Origin of the sequence: Xanthomonas sp. WHRI 7064, assembly GCF_040202355.2 — a bacterium.
Taxonomy (GTDB): domain Bacteria; phylum Pseudomonadota; class Gammaproteobacteria; order Xanthomonadales; family Xanthomonadaceae; genus Xanthomonas; species Xanthomonas arboricola.
Genome location: NZ_CP167821.1, coordinates 2,733,492 through 2,748,851, shown reverse-complemented (window position 1 = coordinate 2,748,851; position 15,360 = coordinate 2,733,492). Strand labels below are relative to the sequence as shown.

Annotated in this window: 11 protein-coding genes and 1 pseudogene; 8 read left to right on the top strand and 4 right to left on the bottom strand. The window is 66.8% G+C overall.

Annotated elements, in window-relative coordinates; genetic code table 11:
- Positions 1-547: 547 nt before the first annotated feature.
- On the bottom strand, positions 548-2,002 hold the full coding sequence (gene miaB / locus ABQY74_RS11870; RefSeq protein WP_349791545.1) for a tRNA (N6-isopentenyl adenosine(37)-C2)-methylthiotransferase MiaB: 1,455 nt from the start codon (positions 2,000-2,002) through the stop codon (positions 548-550).
- 38 nt (positions 2,003-2,040) lie between these two features.
- Positions 2,041-2,629: pseudogene (locus ABQY74_RS11865) on the bottom strand (glutathione S-transferase family protein).
- 156 nt (positions 2,630-2,785) lie between these two features.
- Between ABQY74_RS11865 and ABQY74_RS11860 the strand changes: the two are divergent.
- The 7 genes from ABQY74_RS11860 (at position 2,786) to ABQY74_RS11830 (ending at position 9,362) form a co-directional block, all read left to right on the top strand.
- Complete coding sequence (locus tag ABQY74_RS11860; RefSeq protein ID WP_349791543.1) at positions 2,786-3,754, top strand: WYL domain-containing protein; 969 nt, start codon at positions 2,786-2,788, stop codon at positions 3,752-3,754.
- Positions 3,755-3,803: 49 nt separating this feature from the next.
- The gene (locus tag ABQY74_RS11855) at positions 3,804-4,790 is read left to right on the top strand and encodes a lytic transglycosylase domain-containing protein (RefSeq protein WP_102584746.1); all 987 of its coding nucleotides are present in this window, start codon (positions 3,804-3,806) and stop codon (positions 4,788-4,790) included.
- A gap of 372 nt (positions 4,791-5,162) precedes the next feature.
- Positions 5,163-5,807: a ubiquinol-cytochrome c reductase iron-sulfur subunit gene (petA, locus tag ABQY74_RS11850; RefSeq protein ID WP_024939275.1), complete on the top strand. Its 645-nt coding sequence runs from the start codon at positions 5,163-5,165 to the stop codon at positions 5,805-5,807.
- The gene (locus ABQY74_RS11845; protein ID WP_016901614.1) at positions 5,807-7,066 is read left to right on the top strand and encodes a cytochrome bc complex cytochrome b subunit; all 1,260 of its coding nucleotides are present in this window, start codon (positions 5,807-5,809) and stop codon (positions 7,064-7,066) included. Before petA ends, ABQY74_RS11845 begins: the two co-directional genes overlap by 1 nt.
- Complete coding sequence (locus tag ABQY74_RS11840) at positions 7,059-7,817, top strand: cytochrome c1 (RefSeq protein ID WP_349791540.1); 759 nt, start codon at positions 7,059-7,061, stop codon at positions 7,815-7,817. The genes ABQY74_RS11845 and ABQY74_RS11840 overlap by 8 nt, the downstream gene beginning before the upstream one ends.
- Before the next feature lie 390 nt (positions 7,818-8,207).
- Positions 8,208-8,843 (top strand): glutathione S-transferase N-terminal domain-containing protein, encoded by a 636-nt coding sequence (locus ABQY74_RS11835; protein ID WP_024939278.1) that lies wholly within the window; start codon positions 8,208-8,210, stop codon positions 8,841-8,843.
- 78 nt (positions 8,844-8,921) lie between these two features.
- A complete protein-coding gene (locus ABQY74_RS11830; RefSeq protein WP_016901612.1) occupies positions 8,922-9,362 on the top strand; it encodes a ClpXP protease specificity-enhancing factor in 441 nt (146 codons plus the stop codon).
- 207 nt (positions 9,363-9,569) lie between these two features.
- Here the strand turns inward: ABQY74_RS11830 and ABQY74_RS11825 are convergent, their stop codons facing one another.
- On the bottom strand, positions 9,570-9,950 hold the full coding sequence (locus ABQY74_RS11825) for a DUF3301 domain-containing protein (protein ID WP_181098255.1): 381 nt from the start codon (positions 9,948-9,950) through the stop codon (positions 9,570-9,572).
- A 358-nt stretch (positions 9,951-10,308) separates the two neighbouring features.
- On the opposite strand from ABQY74_RS11825, the gene ABQY74_RS11820 reads away from it, so the two are divergent.
- Complete coding sequence (locus ABQY74_RS11820; RefSeq protein WP_349791536.1) at positions 10,309-14,709, top strand: DEAD/DEAH box helicase; 4,401 nt, start codon at positions 10,309-10,311, stop codon at positions 14,707-14,709.
- On the opposite strand, the gene ABQY74_RS11815 is transcribed toward ABQY74_RS11820, so the two are convergent.
- Entirely contained in the window at positions 14,649-15,269 is a 621-nt protein-coding gene (locus ABQY74_RS11815) for a DNA-3-methyladenine glycosylase (protein WP_349791533.1), read from the bottom strand. The two genes, ABQY74_RS11820 and ABQY74_RS11815, sit on opposite strands and share 61 nt — an antisense overlap.
- Between the last annotated feature and the right edge of the window lie 91 nt (positions 15,270-15,360).

Genomic DNA, 15,360 nt, shown 5'->3' with positions numbered 1-15,360 from the left:
GGCAGGGACATGGCGAAAAAATCACCACTGCGATGGCGGTTGTCCACAAGCGGTGTGGATCGAATTCGGCAAAGCCTGTGGGTAAGTGCTCGCACGCCTTATGCCGCAAGGCGTTTCAGGCAGGTGGTGAAATTTTGATCACTTGCCTCGCGTGCCGTGTGACCAGGGACGTCGGTGTCGTTGCTGTGCGCGATCACGACCATGCCTGGCGTATGCGAGCAATGCGCGCTGTTGTTGACCTAGACCGACCACGGCTCGGAAGCGCGCAGATGCCGGAGCGCCGGTCGGCGAATGCAGTGCGGCAAGCAACCAGCTGCGTGCTTGCCGACGATCGAGGTGCGAGGCACGACGCGCGTGACCTCAACGCAATTGCCAGCGTGCTGCACGCACGCAGCTGCGCAAAGCAACGCAACAACGATGGCAGGCAGACGCAGCATCGCGTAGCCGGCCGCAGCACTACGGAAGTAGTGACCAACCAACGCGCACCTTCCAGTCAGCACGACGCGACGCATGCCGTGGCGCCACGCGCCCCGGCACCTATGCGGCATCAGCTTTCGCTGTCGGCCACCTGGATAAGACCACGCAGCGAATTGCTCATCGCCTCGGTGATCAGGACATCGACGAACTGCCCGATCAGGCGCGGATTGCCGGGGAAATTCACCGGACGCATGTTCTCGCTCTTGCCGGTCAATTCGTTCGGATCGCGCCGCGACGGGCCTTCCACCAGCACCCGTTGCACGCTGCCGACCATGGACTGCGAAATGCGCGTGGCGTGCGCGTTGATCTGCGCCTGCAAACGCGCGAGCCGTGCCTGTTTGACGGCTTCCGGGGTGTCGTCCTGCAGGTCCGAGGCCGGCGTGCCGGGACGCCGCGAATACACGAACGAGAAACTCTGGTCGAAGCCCACGTCCTCGATCAGCTTCATGGTCTTTTCGAAATCCGCTTCGGTCTCGCCGGGAAAACCGACGATGAAGTCCGAGCTGATCGAGATATCCGGACGCACCGCGCGCAGCTTGCGGATCTTGGACTTGAATTCCAGCGCGGTGTAGCCACGCTTCATCGCCGACAGGATGCGGTCGCTGCCGGCCTGCACCGGCAGATGCAGGTAATTGGCCAGCTGCGGCACGTCGCGGTACGCATCCACCAGCGAGTCGGAAAATTCCAGCGGGTGCGAGGTGGTGAAACGGATACGGCCGATGCCCTCGATCTGCGCGATGGTGCGGATCAACAGGCCCAGATCCGCGTATTGCGCCGCGTCGCCGGCATCGGCGCCGTACGCACCGCGATACGCGTTGACGTTCTGGCCGAGCAGATTGATCTCGCGCACGCCTTGCGCCGCCAGCTGCGCCACCTCCACCAGCACGTCCTCGAACGGCCGGCTGACTTCTTCGCCACGGGTGTAGGGAACCACGCAGAACGAGCAGTACTTGGAGCAGCCTTCCATGATCGACACGAACGCCGACGGGCCCTCGGCGCGCGGCTCAGGCAGGCGATCGAACTTCTCGATTTCCGGAAAGCTGATGTCCACCTGCGACTTGCCCGACTCGCGCCGCGCGCGGATCAGCTCCGGCAGGCGATGCAGGGTCTGCGGGCCGAACACCAGATCCACATAGGGCGCGCGCTTGACGATGGCCTCGCCTTCCTGCGAGGCCACGCAGCCGCCGACGCCGATGATCACCGGCTTGCCGCCGGCCTTCAGCGCCTTCCAGCGGCCCAGCTGGCTGAACACCTTTTCCTGCGCCTTCTCTCGGATGGAGCAGGTGTTGACCAGCACCACGTCGGCGTCTTCGGGGTTGTCGGTCAGCTCCAGGCCTTCGGAGGCGGCGAGCACGTCGGCCATCTTGGCCGAGTCGTACTCGTTCATCTGGCACCCGTGGGTCTTGATGTAGAGCTTGCCGCGCACCACGGCAGGCGCCGACGGGCGGGCCACCGGCAGCGGCAACAGGGCGGGTGCGTCCACGGCGGTGGCCGCGGACAGGTCGGAAACGGATGTCCCGGGCATGGCGCTTATTCCAGGCGGGTAGAAGATAGCCGCACAGTTTACCCGCTTGCGCCGGGCCCGTCCGCTTGGTCAGGCCTTGGCGTTGGTGGCCTCGGCACGCGCGAACGCCGGCCGGTCGGCCATGCGGGCGATGTAGGCGCGGGTGCTGGCAGGTGGGTCGATCAGCCCGAAATCGACCATCCAGCCCAGCGCGCCGCCCCACAGCACATCGGCTGCGCTGCAGCGCTGGCCCAATAGATAGTCGCCCTTGGCCAGCTGCGTATCGATCACCTGCAGCACCGTGGCGCAGTCGGCGTAAGGCGAAATCGAGCGCGGCGGCGCATCGCGCTTCATTGCGCGGTCGATGATCGCCGGCTCGAACGCCGAGCCGTAGAAGGCCAGCCAGCGCAGGTAGGCGCCGCGATCGGCATCGCCCGGCGCCGGCGACAGCCCGGCTTCCGGATACAGCTCGGCCAGATACTGGTAGATCGCGCCCTGTTCGGTGACCACGCTGTCGCCATGCCGGATCGCCGGAATCTTGCCCATGGGGTTGATCGCCAGGTACGCGGGCGCGAGTTGCTCGCCCTTTTCCAGATTGACGATCTGCAGGTCGTAACTGGCGCCGAGCTCTTCCAGCAGCACCAGCACGCCGCGCGAACGCGAACGGGGATTGTGGAACAGGGTGATGTGGCGCTGGTCGGACATTGCGGTTTCCTTGGTGGATGCGGAAGGCGTAAAGAACGAGGTGCCAGGCAATCCTACGCAGCTATTGCGGACAGTTTCCGTCCGCAATACGGTAATGCGATGGCCTCGACCGCTGCCCGCTTGTTGCGTCTGCTTGCGCTGCTGCAGGGCGGCCGCAGCTGGTCCGGCGTGGCGCTGGCCGAGCGGCTGGAACTGCATCCGCGCAGCGTGCGGCGCGCGATCGAGCGCCTGCGCGAGTTGGGTTACCCGGTGCATGCCGTGCCCGGCGCCGGTGGCGGTTACCGGCTGGGGCAGGGTGCGGCCGCCCTGCCGCTGTTGTTCGAAGAAGACGAGGCGCTGACGGTGGCGATCGCGCTGCGCGCAGCGGCTCCGGCGATACGCGGCATGGATGCGGCGGCGGCGCGGGTGCTGCGCAAGCTCGATCCGCTGTTGCCGCGGCGCAGCGGCCAGCGTGCCAGTGCGGCGCACGCGGCCACCGCCAGCCTGCCGGTCACCGGGGAGGCGGGTGCCCTGGTAGATGCGGCGCTGCTGGCGCAACTGGCCAGCGCCTGCCGCGACCGGGTCACGCTGCGGCTGGACTATCGCCGCCACTCCGGTTTACCGATCACGCGCTGTGTCGAGCCGGCCTTATTGGTGAATTACGGGCGGCGCTGGTATCTGCTGGCCTGGGACTGCGAGCGCCAGGACTGGCGCACCTTGCGCGCCGACCGCATCGACCGGGCCGAGACGACCGGCGCGCAATTCGCCGCTCGCGCACTGCCGGAAGAACCACTGCAACTCCTGCGCAAGGCGATCGGCGAGTCGCCGTTCCCGTGCCGGGCCCGGGTACGCCTGTACGGCACGTTGGAGGCACTCGCCGCGCGCATCCCGCCCTGGCTGGGCGCGCTGGAAGCCGACGGGCCGGCGCATTGCTGGCTGGGCCTGGGCGCGCCGAGCATGCCGGCGCTGGCGGCCAACCTGCTGCTGCTCGACCTGCCGTTCGATGCGATCTGCCCGGACGCCGTGCGCGTGCCGCTGGCCGAGGCGCTGAACGCGTTGCGGGCGCGGCTGGAGCCACTGCCCGGATAACCGTTTGGGCCACTTGGCAAGCCCGGGCCAAGCTGGGACACTCCGCCGCATGAAGGGGATGTCAAGATTGCTGGGGCTGTTACTCGTCACGTTGCCGGCAGCGCCGGTCTGCGCTGGCACCTTGTACAAGTGCGTCAGCGGCGACGGAATCACCAGCTACCTGAGCAAGCGCCAGAGCGGCGCGACCTGCAGCGTCATCAGCAGCTATACCCCGGAGCGATCCGCGCGCCGCGCGCCGCCTGCCATGGCTCGCCCGGCGCAGGGCATGGCCGCCGGCCCTGCGCGCGCCAGTACCTCGATCGACAGTGGCGCGCCGGCCACCATCATCAGTCAGCCGGTTGGCCAGGCGCCACGCCGCGCTGCCGAGGTCGCCTCGGCGGTGATGCCGCGCGCGCTGCCGGTGGCGGAGACCTCGGTCGTGCAGGCACCCGCCGCCGCGGTCAATCCGCGCCGGGTGGTCAGCGGGCAGGTCTATTCGTATATGAAGGACGGCGTGCGTCACTACACCAGTGCGCGCCCGCGTCAGGTCGCCAGCATCGAAGGCCTGCGCACCATCCATTACAGCTTCATCGAAACCTGTTACGCCTGCGCGGCCAAGCCCGGCGTCAATTTTGGCGCGATCCGGCTCAACACCAATGCCTATCAGCAGGAAATCACCGCAGCCGCGCGCGAGTTCGGGGTCGAGGAAGCGATCGTGCGCGCGATCATCCATGCCGAGTCGGCCTACAACCCGCTGGCACTGAGCCGGGCCGGCGCGCAGGGGCTGATGCAGTTGATGCCCGGCACCGCGCGCCGCTTCGGCGTCAGCGATGCCTATGATGCAACGCAAAATATTCGCGGTGGCGTGCAATATCTTTCGTGGTTGCTGAAGCGCTTCAATGGCGATCTCACGCTCGCCGCTGCCGGCTACAACGCCGGCGAGGGTGCGGTGGATCGCTATGGTGGCGTGCCGCCTTACAGCGAGACCCAGCGCTACGTCCAACGCGTCGGCGTGCTGGCCGGGCGCTATCGTGGGCAGACCACGGCGGCCAACTGAGCCATGTGCTTTGCACGCAGCGCCCGCTGCGGCCTGCTTTGACAGTCACCAGTCGAGACAGATGTCATGCGGCAACCAGGCCGCGCAGGCCGCCATCGCACCGGCGCGATAGTGCAGCCAAGGCTCAGCATGTCCGCAACTGGCGCGGTCTTTTTGTCAGCACTGGGTCACAGCTGTACTCCTTGTGCAGGCCTGGCGCGTGACGTGATCGACGCGTGCCTGCATCCAGTGTTTGCACTGCGCCGGTTCGACTGCGTACATTGCGTTGTCTGTGCATTAAGCGTTCCGCTACACTGCGGTCGATTCATCGCGGCTGGACCCCCCGCCAGCCGTTGGCAGCCTCACGCTACCTAATCAAGATCGGAGAGCCGGATGGCCAACGATGGGGTTAACGCACCTGCTGATATCGGGCGTCGTCGGTTCTTGACCGCGACAACGGCCGTGGTCGGTGCGGTCGGAGCAGGATTTGTCGCAGTTCCGTTCGTGAAGTCGTGGAATCCCAGCGCACGCGCCAAGTTGGCCGGTGCCCCGGTGACCGCCGACATCAGCGCCTTGCAGGAAGGGCAACGGCTGGTTCTGGAATGGCGCGGTCAGCCCATCTGGATCGTCAAGCGCTCCAAGGCGATGCTCGACGCACTGCCATCGCTGGATGACCGGCTCAAGGATCCCAAGTCGGAGAACAAGGACCAGCAGCCGGACTACGTGCTGAAGAACCCCGAGTACCGCTCGATCAAGTCCGACATCTCGGTGCTGGTCGGGCTGTGCACGCATCTGGGCTGCTCGCCGGAAATGGTCGCCGAGATCCGCCCCGAGCCCTACGACCCGCAGTGGAAGGGCGGCTACTTCTGCCCCTGCCACAAGTCGCGCTTCGACATGTCCGGCCGCGTCTTCGACGGCGTGCCGGCACCGATCAATCTGCTGGTGCCCCCACACCACTATGTGGACGACAACACCCTGGTGATCGGCGTCGATCCCGACGCTGCCGGGACGTCGGCCAACAGCACGGGGGCTGCCTGATGAGCAATATCCTGGTCCGTACCGCCAACGGTGTGTTCGATTGGGTCAACGAACGCGCGCCCGGGCTGATGCCCATGTACCGCAAGCACGTCAGCGAATACTACGCGCCGAAGAACTTCAACCTCTGGTACTACTTCGGCTCGCTGGCCATCGTGGTGCTGGTCAACCAGATCGTCACCGGCATCTTCCTGACGATGCACTACAAGACCAGCGCGGCCGATGCGTTCGCCTCGATCGAATACATCATGCGCGACGTGGAGTGGGGCTGGCTGATCCGCTACATGCACAGCACCGGCGCCTCGCTGTTCTTCATCGTGGTGTATCTGCACATGTTCCGCGGGCTGATGTACGGCAGCTACCAGAAGCCGCGCGAGCTGGTGTGGATTCTCGGCATGCTGATCTACCTGGTGCTGATGGCCGAAGCCTTCATGGGCTACGTGCTGCCGTGGGGGCAGATGTCGTTCTGGGGCGCGAAGGTGATCATCTCGCTGTTCGGCGCCATCCCGGTGATCGGCAACGGGCTGACCGAATGGATCATGGGCGACTATCTGCCTGGCGATGCCACGCTCAACCGCTTCTTCGCGCTGCACGTGATCGCACTGCCGCTGGTGCTGTTGCTGCTGATCGTGCTGCACATCGGCGCGCTGCACGAAGTGGGCTCCAACAATCCCGACGGCGTGGAGATCAAGAAGGGGCCCAAGGGCAACCGCTGGGACGCGCACAAGCCGGCCGACGGCATCCCGTTCCATCCGTACTACACGGTCAAGGACCTGGTCGGGGTCGGCTTCTTGCTGCTGATCGCGGCCTTCATCATCTTCTTCGCGCCGGCGTTCGGCGGTTTGTTCCTGGAGCACGACAACTTCACCGAGGCCAATCGCCTGGTGACCCCGGAGCACATCAAGCCGGTCTGGTACTACACGCCTTATTACGCGATGTTGCGGGTGGTCCCCAACAAGCTCGGCGGCGTGCTGGTGATGTTCTCGGCGATCGCGATCCTGTTCCTGGTGCCATGGCTGGATCGGGCCAAGGTGCGCTCGATCCGCTACCGCGGCTGGATCTCCAAGGTCGCGCTCGGCGTGCTGGTGGTGTGCTTCGTGTGGCTGGGCGTGATCGGCTCCGGTCCTGGCACCGACGCACACGAAACCTATGTCGGGCGCGTGCTGACCTTCCTGTACTTCGCCTTCTTCATCACCATGCCGGTGTGGACGCGGCTGGACAAGACCAGGCCGGTGCCGGAGCGGGTGACCACCCATGACTAATTCCAACGTGAAGTCATGGACGTCGCGCGTGGTCGCCCTGCTGTGCGGGCTGACCCTGGCCGCAGGGGCGCTGGCAGCCGAAGGCGGGAAGGTGCAGCAGGCCGGCAACGACCTGAGCGACCGTGCCTCGCTACAGCGTGGCGCGCAGTTGTTCATGAACTACTGCTCCGGCTGCCACTCGCTGAAGTACCTGCGCTATTCGCGCATGGCCAGCGATCTGGGACTGAGCGAGGAAGAGGTCATGACCAACCTCAACTTCACCGGCGCCAAGATCGGCGAACACATCGAAGGCACCATGCCGCACGATGCGGCGACCAAGTGGTTCGGCAAGGCGCCGCCGGATCTGACCTTGATCGCCCGCGTGCGTGGCACCGGCTGGGTCTATACCTACCTCAAGTCGTTCTACCTGGATCAGACCCGCCCGCTGGGCTGGAACAACCAGCTGTTTCCGAATGCCTCCATGCCCAACCCGCTGTGGGAGCTGCAGGGCCTGCAGCAGGCGCAGTTCGGCCCGCCCGACAAGGCGACCGGCGACAAGCCGGTGCAGGCGCTCAAACTTGGTCAGCCAGGGCGACAGACGCCGGTCGAGTTTGATCAGACCGTGCGCGATATCGCCAACTTCCTCGAATACGCCGGTGAACCGGCGGCCCTGAAGCGGCAGAGCATGGGCGTGTGGGTGATCCTGTTCCTGGCCTTGCTCACCTTCATGGCCTACCTGCTGAAGAAGGAATACTGGAAGGACGTGCACTGACCGGTCTGCAGGCCGGTCATCGGCTGCAGAGCGCATCGGCCGTGCATGTGCAAACCATGCAACGGCTGCAGCACAACGATCGCTCCGCCTCTCTTCTCCCCGCGGGAGAGGGGCTGGGGTGAGAGTCGGCAAGCAATCAACGCGTCGGTTGACGACGAATCACCTCTGCCGCATCCGATGTCGTGCACCGGCAGTCGCGCCGTTGCGACACGCGCACGTGACCGGAAGCTGCATCTCGGCGCAACAAGCGGCCTGTCCGGGCATTAATCGGCCCTATCACTCTTGGCTTTTGCGTGACGTGATTGCACACTCGATGGACCGTGGTGACGGTCGGCGTTGGGCCGGCCGCGCCGATGCGGCCGGCGGATTCCGGTCGTCGGAGAGCCTTGAATGGCGACGAGTGTGCGTATGCGGAATACCTTGACTTTGTTTTCGTCCAACGACGACGTGTTGTGCCACCGGGTCCGTCTGGTCCTGGCGGCGAAAGGGGTGACCTACGACCTGGTGCCGGTCGACCCGCAAAATCCCCCGGAAGATCTGATCGATCTCAATCCCTACCATTCGGTCCCGACCCTGGTCGAACGCGACCTGGTGCTGTACGCGGCATCGGTGGTCAGCGAATACCTGGACGAGCGCTACCCGCATCCGCCGTTGATGCCGGTCGATCCGCTCTCGCGCGCACGTCTGCGTCTGGCGATGCTGCGGATCGAGCACGACTGGGTGCCGCAGGTACAGGCCATCCAGCTCGGCAACAAGACCCAGGCCGAGGCTGGCCGCAAGCGCCTGAAGGAACTGCTCACCGCGTCGGTGCCGCTGTTCAAGGCCAGCAAGTTCTTCCTCAATCCGGAAATGAGTCTGGCCGATTGCGCGATGGCGCCGATCATCTGGCGACTGGACGCGTTGGAGATCGGTCTGCCCAAGGACGGCAAGGCGATCGAAGACTACGGCAACCGGATCTTCCGCAATCCCGGCTTCATCCGCAGCCTGACCGATCAGGAAAAGAAACTGCGCGACCTGCCGGGCTGATGCGACGGCTGTATGCCAACAGACCGACGTCCCATCGCGCAGCCGCCGCTGCGGGCCGTGTGCGGGTAAAATGACGTCATGAGCGAAGATTTCCCCCGCATGACCAGCCATCGCCCGTACCTGCTGCGGGCCTTGGTCGAATGGATCAACGACAACGGCATGACCCCGCACGTCCTGGTGGACGCCGGGCTGCCCGGCGTGCAGGTGCCTGCCAGTGCCGTCAAGGACGGCCGCGTGGTGCTGAACATCGCCGAGCGCGCCGTGGTCGGGCTGCAGGTCGACAACGAAAGCGTGCAGTTCACCGCGCGCTTTGGCGGCGTCAGTTATCCGGTGATGGTGCCGATGGCCGCAGTCCTTGCGGTGTATGCACGCGAGACCGGGCAGGGCATGGCCTTGCCGGACGATATCCCCGGCACCAGCACCGAGCCGCCGGATCCGGGTGCACCGCCGCCAAGCGCGCCCACGCCGGACGAGCCGCCAAGCGCGGGCAAGCGTCCGCATCTGCGCGTGGTCAAGTAACTGCACGCACGGACGCGCATCGCGCGTCAGTGCGTTGTTGCGCCATGTACGCGTGCGACTTGCATCGCTCGCGCATTTTTCCACCAGAGCACGCCGTTGCATATGTGCATCGACGTTGCGGATAGGCGGCAGCGACGCGGATTTTCGGTCGTACGTCACTGCATGCAGGCCATGTACCTGCAGACGCACCCAGTGATCGAATCGCGGTCAGTTCAGGCGCTGATGGTCCGGGCTCAGCGGCGTCACCGTGGCCACCTGCGGTCCGGTGAAGGCGATCAATTGGTCGCCGCGCAGCACCAGGCGGCCGCTATGACGGTCGATGCCGTCGTAGGAATACTCGAACCGGAACGTCCGCTCGAAGCCCAGCCAGCCATTGGGCTTGCGGCAGATGCGGATATTGGTGGAATGCACGCTCTGGTCCAGCCATTGCACATCGGCCGCGCGGCAGGCATTGCGGCCGAGGATATCGGCACGTTCGGCGGCCGCGCGCGAGGAGTTCCAGAACGCGTACAGCGCGGCGCCGGCAATCATGAAGAGAATAAGGCTGGGCATGGCGCCAATGTGCCATGGCCTGCGCCCGATCGACAATCGTCGCGCCGGGCCGCAGCGTTGCGTTGATGGCTGGTGACCCGATGCGCCGGCCGGTGTCTACCGCTTGTGCAGGCATCCCTTCGCTGCACCAGCAATGGCTGTCGTCACGTCGCGCGAGTGCTCGGCATCGCGCGCGGTCGAACCGGAGTTGACGGGAAGGCTGCAGCAGGTCGAAGCGGTGCAGCGGACGCGTCAGTTTGGCCGCTGCGCGGTCAGGCCGACAGCCGCTTTAACCATTCACCGCCATTCCCGCGCTCGGCTTGTGTCGGGCGCAGTGCAACCCCATCCATTGGACTTCGCCCCGTTGAATCCACACGCCGCTCCTGGCCTGGCATCGCGGCCTGCGGCATCGCCTATGCATCCTGTCCTGCAGCAGTTCCATCCTGTCGTGGCTGCGTGGTTCGCGCAGACCTTCGCTGCGCCCACGCCGGCGCAGATTGCCGCGTGGCCGGCGATCCAGGCCGGGCGCCACACGCTGGTGGCCGCGCCGACAGGCTCGGGCAAGACGCTGACCGCGTTCTTCGCGGCCATCGACGCGTTGATCCGCGATGGCCTGGCCAATGGCGGCGCGCTGCCGGACGAAACCCGCGTGGTCTACGTGTCGCCGCTGAAGGCGTTGTCCAACGACATCCACCTCAATCTGGAGGCGCCGTTGCAGGGCATCCGCACGGCGCTGGTCGCGAGCGGCTTGCCGGATGTGGCGGTGCGCACGGCGGTGCGTACCGGCGACACCCCGCAACGCGAGCGGGCGCAGGCGCGCCGCTCGCCGCCGCATATCCTGGTGACCACGCCGGAGTCGCTGTATGTGCTGTTGGGCTCGGCCTCCGGGCGCACTGCGTTGCGGCATGTGCGCACCGTCATCGTCGATGAGATCCATGCGGTGGCCGCGGACAAGCGCGGTAGTCATCTGGCGCTGACCCTGGAGCGATTGCAGCGGCTGGCCGAGCGCCCGATCACCCGCGTCGGGCTGTCGGCCACGCAGAAGCCGATCGAGACGGTGGCGCAGTTCCTGGTCGGGGTGGGCGATGCCGGCCGGCCGCCGCAGTGCGAGATCGTCGATATCGGCTACACCCGCAGGCGCGATCTGGCACTGGCCCTGCCGCCGACGCCGCTGAGCGTGGTGATGTCCAACGATCAGTGGCTGCAGGTGTATGCCGATGTCGCCACGTTCGCGCAGCAGCATCGCACCACGCTGGTGTTCGTCAACACGCGGCGCATGGCCGAGCGCGCTGCGCGCCATCTTGGCGATCTGCTCGGCAAGCAGCGCGTCGCCGCGCACCACGGCAGCCTGTCGCGCGAAACGCGTCTGCTGGCGGAGCAGCGGCTCAAGGCCGGCGACCTTACCGTGCTGGTGGCCACGGCATCGCTGGAACTCGGCCTGGATATCGGCGATGTGGACCTGGTCTGCCAGCTGGGTTCGCCGCGCTCGATCGCCACCTTCCTGCAGCGTGCCGGACGCTCCGGGCATGCGGTCGGCGGCACGCCGAAGGCGCGCCTGTTTCCGCAGACCCGCGACGAACTGGTCGAATGTGCTGCGTTGCTGGACAGCGTGCGCCGCGGTGAGCTGGACGCCTTGCGTATTCCGCTGGCGCCGATCGATGTGCTTGCACAACAGATCGTGGCCGAGGCCGCGTGCGAGGACTGGGACGAAGATGCGCTGTTCGCCTTGGTGCGCCGCGCCTGGCCGTTCGCGCAGCTGAGCCGCGCGAGCTTCGATGACGTGGTGCGCATGCTGTGCGACGGCTTCAGCACACGGCTCGGGCCGCGCGCAGGCTACCTGCATCGCGATGCGGTACATCGGCGCCTGCACGCGCGCCGCGGCGCACGCATGACTGCGCTGACCTCCGGCGGCACCATCCCAGAAACCGGCGACTACAGCGTGGTGCTGGAACCGCAGGCCGAAAAGATCGGCACGGTGAACGAGGATTTTGCGGTCGAAAGTCTTACCGGCGACGTGTTCCAGCTCGGCAATGCCAGCTACCGCATCCTACGCGTGGATGCCGGGCGCGTCCGGGTGGAGGACGCCAAGGGCGCGCCGCCGAACATCCCGTTCTGGCTGGGCGAGGCGCCCGGCCGCAGCGACGAATTGTCGGCGGCGGTGTCACGTCTGCGTGGCGAGATTGCGCTACGGCTGGATAGCCCGCCACATCAGGCGGCCTGCGACTGGCTGCACACCGTGCTGGATCTCTCGGTGGAAGCGGCACGCCAGCTGGTCGACTATCTCGCCCATGCCTGCACCGCGCTGGGCGCGATGCCGACCCAGCAGTGCCTGGTGATGGAGCGCTTCTTCGATGCCAGCGGCGGCACCCAGTTGGTGATCCACTCGCCGTACGGCAGCCGCATCAATCGTGCCTGGGGGCTGGCGTTGCGCAAGCGCTTCTGCCGCACCTTCAACTTCGAACTGCAGGCCGCCGCGACCGAGGATGCGATCGTGTTGTCGTTGTCCACCAGCCATAGTTTTGCGCTGGAGGAGGTGGCGCGCTACCTGCATTCGTCATCGGCCGAGCATGTGTTGATCCAGGCCTTGCTGGATGCGCCGCTGTTCGGCGTGCGCTGGCGCTGGAATGCGACCAATGCGATGGCGCTGCCGCGCTTTGCCGGTGGCAACAAGGTCGCACCGCAACTGCAACGGATGAAGTCGGAAGATCTGCTGGCGACCGTGTTCCCCGATCAGGTCGCCTGCGCGGAAAATCTGGTCGGCGAGCGCGAGGTGCCGGATCATCCGTTGGTGATGCAGACACTGGAAGACTGCCTGCATCAGTCCATGGACAGCGAGGGCTGGTTGCAGGTACTGCGCGGGCTGGAGTCGGGGGCGATTACGCTGGTGGCGCGCGATCTGGCGGCACCGTCGCCGCTGGCGGCCGAAGCCTTGAATGCGCGGCCGTACGCATTCCTGGACGATGCACCGCTGGAAGAACGTCGCACTCAGGCGGTGCAAAGCCGTCGCTATACCCCGCAAAGCAGCGACGACCTGGGGCAGCTCGATCCCGAGGCGATTGCCTCGGTGCGCGAACAGGCCTGGCCGCAGCCGCGCGATGCCGAAGAAATGCACGAAGCATTGGTAGGGCTGGGCGTGCTTCCGGTCGATGAAGCGGGCGATGCGCACTGGCAGGCCTGGCTGGCTGCACTTGCAGGCGATGGGCGTGCCAGCTGTCTTGCGTTCGATGGTGTACCCGCGCTGTGGATCAGTGCCGAGCGCATCGACTGGTTTGCGCCACTGTATCCGCACGCCGCTGCGCTACCGCCGCTACAGGCGCCGGCAGATTGCCGCGTTGCCGACTGGCAGCGCGACCGGGCCGTGCGCGAGCTGCTGCGCGGTCGTCTGTCTGCGGTCGGCCCGGCGCAGGTGTCGGCCCTGGCCGGCGCGTTGCATTTGCCCGAGTCCGAGATCGTGCTTGCCCTGGCCGCCCTGCAGCGCGAGGGCTATGTCATGGCCGGCCACTTCAGCGCGCAGGCGCAGGCGCAGGCGGAAGAATGGTGCGAACGTCATCTGCTGGCGCGCATCCATCGCTATACCCTGGGACGGTTGCGCCGCGAGATCGAGCCGGTGGCGCAACGCGATTACGCGCGGTTCCTGTTCGAGTGGCAGCACCTCGACAGTGCCAGCCGGGTCGCGGGGCCGGACGCATTGGCTGGCGTGGTCGGGCAGCTGGAAGGTTTCGAGGCGCCTGCGGTGCTGTGGGAGAGCGAGCTGCTGCCGGCACGCGTGCGCGACTATCAACCGGCCTGGCTGGACGAGCTGTGCACCGCCGGGCGCACCGTGTGGGCGCGGCTGCGGCCCGGTGGTGGCCGCAGCGGTGCCGCGTTGCGCACCACGCCGATCGTGTTGCTGCCGCGTCGCGAGGCGCAACGTTGGAGCGGCCTGGCACGCGATGCCGACGACGCGCCGCTGGGCTCGCGCGCGCAACGGGTGGCGGAGGTGCTGCAGCAGCAGGGCGCCTTGTTCTTCGACGAGATTGCCGATGCGGCCCGCCTGATGAGCACCGAGCTGGAAGATGCCCTGAGCGAACTGGTGATGCGTGGGCGTGCGCATTGCGACAGCTACGCCGGGCTGCGCGCGCTGCTGGTGCCGGCCTCCAAGCGTCCCTCGGCGCTGTCGCGCCACCGGCGCCGCGCCAGCGCGCTGGGCATTCGCGATGCCGGCCGCTGGGCGCCGGTACGCGCGCTGCCGGAGCTGCCGCTGGCCGAAGCCGGCGAGCGCCACCAGGACATGCTCGAACATGTGGCGCATACCTTGTTGCGGCGCTACGGCGTGGTCTGCTGGCGGCTGCTGGAGCGCGAGGCAGCGTGGTTGCCGCCGTGGCGCGAGTTGCTGCGCATGTATCAGCGGCTGGAAGCGCGTGGCGAAATCCGTGGCGGACGTTTCATCGCCGGGCTGTCCGGCGAGCAGTTCGCGTTGCCGGATGCGATCGCGGCGCTGCGCCGCGTGCGTGCACAGGCCTTGCCGCAGCAGTGGGTATGCGTCAGTGCGAGCGACCCGAGCAATCTGTTGGGCAGCGTCCTGCCGGGCGAGCGCGTGGCGCGCCTGCCGGGCAACCGTGTGGCGTATCTCGATGGCCTGCCGATGGCGGTGTGGGTGGCAGATCGCTTCCAGCCGCTGCAGGACCTGAGCGAGGAACAGGCCGAGCAGGCCTTGCGCCTGCTGCAGCGTGGGCCCGGTGCCGCCGAGCAGACGCCGATGGAGCAATGGCTGGCTCAGTCGCCCGGCAGAACCGCGCGTGCGCCGGTCGCGCGCGGCAGCGGACGCGACAGATAGGGGTTGTCCGGGACCACCCAGCGCCACGGCGCATCCACCGCCTTGCGGATGCCGATGCGCGGCGTCGCCAGCGCTGCGGAGGGCGGTGGCAGGCCGTCGTCCTCGATCCACAGGCGTGCGCCTGCGTCGGTCAAATCCAGCCCGTTGTCCGTCGCGCTCACCCCGAACGCCTGGGCCAGGCGACCGGGACCGGTGGTCAAGGTCTTGAGCGGGGCGGCGTTGCGCGCGGCCTGCATGGTGGCGATCCCGGCCAGCGGTTCGAGTGCGCGGATCAGCACCGCATGCCCGGGCGCGCCACCGCACACCGCGTTGATCGCCCAGTGCATACCGTAGATGAAATACACATACAGATGCCCCGGTGCGCCGAACATCACCTGCGTGCGCGGGGTCATGCCGCGAAACGAATGCGCGGCCGGATCTTCGCTGCCGCAATACGCCTCGACCTCGGTGATGCGGCCGCGGCGTCCGTCCGCGCTGACCAATACCTTGTTGAGCAAGCGCGGCGCGACCTGGCGGGCATCGCGCGCATAGAAGCTGCGTGGAAGTGCTTGCAATGACATGCGCCAAGCCTAACCGCGCAGTCGTGATGTCCCAGCGGACTGTTCCGGACACGGCAGGAACCAGGGGTAGGAATTTTCCGAACGCGGACCG

Bases quoted from the DNA above. Each gene is read 5' to 3' on its own strand.
- miaB (WP_349791545.1), bottom strand. From the start codon at position 2,002: ATGCCCGGGACATCCGTTTCCGACCTGTCCGCGGCCACCGCCGTGGAC.
- ABQY74_RS11860 (WP_349791543.1), top strand. From the start codon at position 2,786: ATGGCCTCGACCGCTGCCCGCTTGTTGCGTCTGCTTGCGCTGCTGCAG.
- ABQY74_RS11855 (WP_102584746.1), top strand. From the start codon at position 3,804: ATGAAGGGGATGTCAAGATTGCTGGGGCTGTTACTCGTCACGTTGCCG.
- petA (WP_024939275.1), top strand. From the start codon at position 5,163: ATGGCCAACGATGGGGTTAACGCACCTGCTGATATCGGGCGTCGTCGG.
- ABQY74_RS11845 (WP_016901614.1), top strand. From the start codon at position 5,807: ATGAGCAATATCCTGGTCCGTACCGCCAACGGTGTGTTCGATTGGGTC.
- ABQY74_RS11840 (WP_349791540.1), top strand. From the start codon at position 7,059: ATGACTAATTCCAACGTGAAGTCATGGACGTCGCGCGTGGTCGCCCTG.
- ABQY74_RS11835 (WP_024939278.1), top strand. From the start codon at position 8,208: ATGGCGACGAGTGTGCGTATGCGGAATACCTTGACTTTGTTTTCGTCC.
- ABQY74_RS11830 (WP_016901612.1), top strand. From the start codon at position 8,922: ATGAGCGAAGATTTCCCCCGCATGACCAGCCATCGCCCGTACCTGCTG.
- ABQY74_RS11820 (WP_349791536.1), top strand. From the start codon at position 10,309: ATGCATCCTGTCCTGCAGCAGTTCCATCCTGTCGTGGCTGCGTGGTTC.
- ABQY74_RS11815 (WP_349791533.1), bottom strand. From the start codon at position 15,269: ATGTCATTGCAAGCACTTCCACGCAGCTTCTATGCGCGCGATGCCCGC.